The organism is Aquabacterium sp. (assembly GCF_004297345.1).
GTDB lineage: Bacteria > Pseudomonadota > Gammaproteobacteria > Burkholderiales > Burkholderiaceae_C > Aquabacterium.
Genome location: NZ_SCTN01000106.1, coordinates 1 through 3,319, shown reverse-complemented (window position 1 = coordinate 3,319; position 3,319 = coordinate 1). Strand labels below are relative to the sequence as shown.

Below are 3,319 nucleotides of genomic sequence, written 5' to 3'. Positions count from 1 at the left end.
CTGGATGTCACCGGCATCCGCTCCAGCGCTTTCATGTTGCTTTACGGCGTGGTCTGGGTCTCGTTGATCTGGATGTACTGGACCGAGGTCCGCAAGACAGAAGTCATGGGCCGCAACGCCCCGGCTGCACCGTTCAGCCAATCGTTCAAGCATTGAACTCTCCCAAGGAATTACCATGGCCAAGATCCAAAACTGGAAGCCAGAAGACCCTAGCTTCTGGCGTGAGCAGGGGAGCGCCCTCGCGTGGCGTACCTGCGGTGTCACCACCTTCTCGCTGATCTTCTCGTTCGCGACCTGGTTTGTGATGAGCGCGGTGGTGGTGCGCATGCCCGCCATCGGCTTCAAGTTCACCACCTCAGAGCTGTTCTGGCTGGCCGCCATCCCTGGCCTGGCCTCCGGCATCCTGCGTCTGATCCATTCGAACTTCATCCCGGTGCTGGGCACCAGGCCTGTGATCAGCATCTCCACCATCATCAAGGTGGTGCCGATGGTGTGGCTGGGCTACGCCGTTCAGGACCTGAACACGCCGTGGACCACCTTCATGATCATCGGCTTCCTGTGCGGCATGGGTGGTGGGGACTTCTCTTCCTTCATGCCCTCGACATCGATCTTCTTCCCCAAGCGCCTGCAAGGCACGGCCATGGGCATCCAGGCTGGCCTGGGTAACTTTGGCGTGTCGATCGTTCAGTTCGTGGCCCCTTGGATCATCGGTCTGGCCGCTTTGGGCGCCACCGCTGGTGGCCCGCTGGTGTTCACCAAGGGTGAGCCAATCAAGGGCGCGCTGACCGTGGTCAAGGAAGGCAAGATCGTCAAGGACGTGAAGGTCAACAAGCCTGAATATGCCGATGCGATCGACATCATCCGTGACGAAGCCGGTGCCCTCAAGGATGTGAAGTTGCATGAGACCGACAAGGTCAAGCTGATCAAGGCTGATGTGGTCAAGGACGCCAATGGCGTGATCACAGCGGTGAACCCGACCAAGGGCATGGGCCTGGAAGTCAAGCGCAACGACGCGGGCGTCATCACCGATGTGGTCTTGAAGAACGTGGTCAAGAAGCCCATGTGGCTGCAAAACGCGGCCTTCGTGTGGGTGCCTTTCCTGGTGCTGGCCTTTGTGCTGTCTGCCGTTTTCCTGCGCAGCCTGCAGATGCCCTCGCGCGGCTTCATGGGCCAGTTCGAGATCTTGAGCAGTCGCAACCGTGCACGTGTTCACACCTGGAACTGCACGATGACCTACATCTGCTCTTTCGGTTCGTTCTCCGGCTTCTCTGCTGCTTTCCCCATGCTGATCAAGACGCTGTATGGCGGCTTTGACGGTGCGCCTGATCCGCTGCAATACGCCTACATCGGCCCGCTGTTGGGTGGCCTGGTGCGCATGCTGACTGGTGGCTTCTTCGACAAGATCGGTGGCTCCAAGGGCATGCAATGGACAACCGTTGGCCAGATCGCCGGCGTGGCTTTCCTGGTGCTGGGTGGCTACCTGACACCAACCAGCATTGATCAGTTCAGCGGCTTCCTGTGGGGCATGCTGTGGATCTTCCTGATGTCCGGCATCAACAACGCGGCCACTTTCCGTCAGTACCCCATCGTGTTTGCCTACTCGCCTGCCAAGGGCGCGCAGATGCTGGGCTGGACGGGTGCCTGGGCGGCCTTCGGCCCCTTTGTGTGGAACTCGCTGATCGCCACTTCGCTGGAAAAGACCGGCACCGTCAACGCCTTCTTCATCGGTGCCGCCGTGTTCTACGTGTACTCGCTGCTGGTCAACTGGTACTACTACACCCGTAACGGCGCCGAGCGCTTTGACTACGGCAACGGTGGTGGCACCTGGTGGGACAAGCTTTCCGACGCCGACAAGGAGCGCATGAAGCGCATCGACCTCGGCCAAACGGCCTGACATCGTTCAAAAGGAGTAGGGCCATGGACATCGTCGTCAATGCGGGCGCCGTCGCTTACGGCATCACCCTGGTGCTGGCCAGCATCGTTCGCCACCCGCTTACAGAGGCCATGCGCATTGATGCGCTGTTCATACCGCAGGCCAACGAGCGTACGCGCCCCTTGAACCTGCTGTTCGGACTAGCTATTGCAGGGTATGGCGCGTGGTCGCTGTTCTCGCGATGATCGTCCTCAAGGCCTTCGAGATTTAGCAAGGAATCCAACATGAGTCATTTTCTTGACCGACTGACCTTTTTCGCGCAACCCAAAGAGTCGTTCGCGAATGGTCATGGCGTCACCAACGGCGAAGACCGCACTTGGGAAGACGCCTACCGCAACCGCTGGCAGCACGACAAGATCGTGCGCTCCACCCACGGCGTGAACTGCACGGGCTCCTGTTCGTGGAAGGTGTATGTCAAGGGCGGCATCGTCACCTGGGAAACGCAGCAAACAGACTACCCACGTACCCGTGACGATCTGCCCAACCACGAGCCCCGTGGTTGCGCACGCGGCGCCAGCTACTCCTGGTACCTCTACAGCGCCAACCGTGTGAAGCACCCCATGGTGCGTGGCGAGTTGCTCAAGCACTGGCGTGCAGCCCGTACCGTGTCCAAGACACCGGTGGACGCTTGGGCCAGCCTGATGAGCAACCCCGAGACACGTCGTTCCTGGCAGAAGGAGCGCGGCCTGGGTGGCTTCGTGCGCACCAGCTGGGATGAAGTCAACGAGATCGTGGCCGCATCCAACGTCTACACAATCAAGCAGTACGGGCCGGACCGCATCATCGGCTTCTCGCCGATTCCGGCCATGTCCATGATCAGCTATGCAGCGGGCAGCCGCTACCTGAGCCTGATCGGTGGCGTGTGCATGTCCTTCTACGACTGGTATTGCGACCTGCCTCCTTCCAGCCCGCAGATCTGGGGTGAGCAGACCGACGTGCCTGAATCGGCCGACTGGTACAACTCCAACTTCATCATCGCCTGGGGCTCCAACGTGCCCCAGACGCGTACGCCTGATGCGCACTTCTTCACCGAAGTTCGCTACAAGGGTACCAAGACGGTTGCCGTCACGCCTGACTACTCGGAAGTCGCCAAGCTGGCCGACATCTGGATGCACCCGAAGCAGGGCACCGATGCAGCCGTGGCCATGGCCATGGGCCATGTGATCCTCAAGGACTTCTACTTCGGTGACAAGGACAAGCCGCGTAGCGCGTACTTCGACGACTACGCCCGCCGCTACACCGACCTGCCGATGCTGGTCATGCTCGAAGAGCAGGACACACCGGCCGGCAAGGCTCTGGTACCCGGCCGCTATCTGCGCGCCAGCGACATGGTGGGCGATCTGGCCCAAGGCAATAACGCCGAGTGGAAGACCTTGGCCTACAACG

Annotated in this window: 3 protein-coding genes and 1 pseudogene; all 4 read left to right on the top strand. The window is 60.5% G+C overall.

The window, feature by feature from the left end:
• Positions 1 to 156: pseudogene (locus EPO09_RS03200) on the top strand (MFS transporter); the annotation flags it as partial.
• A 19-nt stretch (positions 157 to 175) separates the two neighbouring features.
• Positions 176 to 1,894 carry a hypothetical protein gene (locus EPO09_RS03195; protein WP_290640074.1) on the top strand — a complete coding sequence of 573 codons (1,719 nt, stop codon included), beginning with the start codon at positions 176 to 178 and terminating at the stop codon, positions 1,892 to 1,894.
• Positions 1,895 to 1,917: 23 nt separating this feature from the next.
• A complete protein-coding gene (locus tag EPO09_RS03190; protein WP_290640072.1) occupies positions 1,918 to 2,118 on the top strand; it encodes a hypothetical protein in 201 nt (66 codons plus the stop codon).
• A 39-nt stretch (positions 2,119 to 2,157) separates the two neighbouring features.
• The coding region (locus EPO09_RS03185; RefSeq protein WP_290640071.1) for a molybdopterin-dependent oxidoreductase at positions 2,158 to 3,319 on the top strand (1,162 nt) is incomplete at its 3' end.

Bases quoted from the DNA above. Each gene is read 5' to 3' on its own strand.
- EPO09_RS03195 (WP_290640074.1), top strand. From the start codon at position 176: ATGGCCAAGATCCAAAACTGGAAGCCAGAAGACCCTAGCTTCTGGCGT.
- EPO09_RS03190 (WP_290640072.1), top strand. From the start codon at position 1,918: ATGGACATCGTCGTCAATGCGGGCGCCGTCGCTTACGGCATCACCCTG.